The sequence below is a fragment of the Cellulomonas sp. P2_B4 genome (genome assembly GCF_056404795.1).
This window is the reverse complement of the sequence record NZ_JBFUDI010000023.1, coordinates 1-2087: the sequence shown is the minus strand read 5'-3', so window position 1 is coordinate 2087 and position 2087 is coordinate 1. Positions and strand designations below refer to the sequence as shown.

Sequence of the window (2087 nt, the reverse complement as noted above, 5' to 3'; positions counted from 1 at the left end):
GGGCAGATCGCCTCGATCATCGCGTCGATCAACGACTACCAGCTGACGATCGCCTCGGCGGTCGAGGAGCAGACCGCGACGACCAACGAGATGTCCCGCGGGGTGGCCGAGGCCGCGACCGGGTCCGGGGAGATCGCGGTCAACATCGGTGGCGTCGCGAGCTCGGCCGCGTCCTCCTCGCAGACCCTGGGGCAGATGGGCGACGCCGTCAGCGAGCTGGCGCGCCTGTCCACCGACCTGCGCACGAGGGTCTCCGCCTTCACGTTCTAGGACGCCCCCGCACGACCCCGACGCCCCGCCGCACCCCCTGCCGGCGGGGCGTCGGCCTGTCCGCGGGCCTCTCGAATCCCCCATACGGGACGTAGGTGCTAGCACCCAGATCTTCGACGGGTGGCATCGCGTCCGGAGCACTCACAAAGGGCCGTGGACGGCCGATCACACGGTCAACGAGCCCCACGCCACCAGGAGCAACCATGCGCAAGACCGGCCTCAGGAGCAGCAGCACGGCCACCCGCCGTCGTCCCGCCCGGTGGTTCCGCGACCGCTCGATCCGCACGAAGATCCTCACGGCGATCCTCGTCATGGCGGCCGTCGCGGTGGGCTCCGGCATCTACGCCGTCAGCGCGCTCCAGTCGGCGTCGGAGGCCAGCAAGACGCTCGCCGTCATCCAGTCGTCGATCATCGACATGCGTGTCGAGATCGAGCAGCGCCAGATGCAGGCCCGCCTGGTCATCGCCCAGCTCGCCGCCGCGACCACGCGCACCGAGCAGCAGTCGTGGCTGGCGCAGCAGCAGGAGAACGACGCCGCCATGACGAAGGTCATGGACGCGTACGCCGCGAGCGACGCCTCGCAGGCGCCGAGCTGGCAGGCCTTCGCGCAGGACTACGAGGCGTGGCTGCGGGTCCGCGACAGCCAGCTCGTCCCGGCGGCCACCGGCACCAACGTCGACGCGTACGCCAAGCTCCTGGCCGAGGTCAGCCAGCCGGCGGTCGACAAGTTCACCGGCGACCTCGAGACGATGGTCCAGGAGATCAGCGGCTACACCGACAACCTGGCCGCGACCTCCGTCGCGAAGGCGGACCGTGCCGGCCGCATCCTGACGATCAGCCTGGTCGTGGCGCTCGCGCTGGCCCTGACGCTCGGCTGGTTCATCGCCGGCAGCATCGTCGGCGCCGTGCAGCGCGTCCGCGGCTCGCTGGTGGCGATGGCCGGCGGCGACTTCACGGTCCGCGCCACCGTCGACTCGAGCGACGAGCTGGGTCGCATGGCCGACGCGCTCGGCGCCGCCCAGGACTCGATCGTCGCGACGCTGCAGGGGGTCGTCGAGACCTCACAGACCGTGGCGGCCGCGGCCGAGCAGCTGTCCGCCTCCTCGAGCGAGGTGGCGGCGGGTTCCGATGAGACCAGTGCGCAGGCGGGTGTCGTCGCGGCTGCCGCGGAGCAGGTGTCGCGCAACGTGCAGGCGGTCGCGGCCGGGGCGGAGCAGATGGGGGCCTCGATCCGGGAGATCGCGCAGAACGCGAACCTGGCCGCGAAGGTGGCCGACCAGGCCACGTCGGCGGCGTCGTCGGCGAACGAGCAGGTGGCCCGGCTGGGTGAGTCCAGCCAGCAGATCGGGAACGTGGTCAAGACGATCACSAGCATCGCGGAGCAGACGAACCTGCTGGCGTTGAACGCGACGATCGAGGCTGCGCGTGCTGGTGAGGCGGGCAAGGGGTTCGCGGTCGTGGCYGGTGAGGTCAAGGAGCTGGCCTCGGAGACGGCCCGGGCCACGGAGGACATCGCGCGTCGGGTGGAGGCGATCCAGGCCGACACGACCGGTGCGGTGGCGGCGATCGGGCAGATCGCCTCGATCATCGCGTCGATCAACGACTACCAGCTGACGATCGCCTCGGCGGTCGAGGAGCAGACCGCGACGACCAACGAGATGTCCCGCGGGGTGGCCGAGGCCGCGACCGGGTCCGGGGAGATCGCGGTCAACATCGGTGGCGTCGCGAGCTCGGCCGCGTCCTCCTCGCAGACCCTGGGGCAGATGGGCGACGCCGTCAGCGAGCTGGCGCGCCTGTCCACCGACCTGCGCACGCAC

1 protein-coding gene and 1 pseudogene are annotated in these 2087 nt (G+C 71.4%); both read left to right on the top strand.

Going from position 1 to position 2087, the window contains the following annotated elements:
• Nucleotides 1–270: pseudogene (locus tag AC1DZC_RS19825) on the top strand (methyl-accepting chemotaxis protein); the annotation flags it as partial.
• A 203-nt stretch (nt 271–473) separates the two neighbouring features.
• The coding region (locus AC1DZC_RS19820) for a methyl-accepting chemotaxis protein (protein ID WP_477044456.1) at nt 474–2087 on the top strand (1614 nt) is incomplete at its 3' end.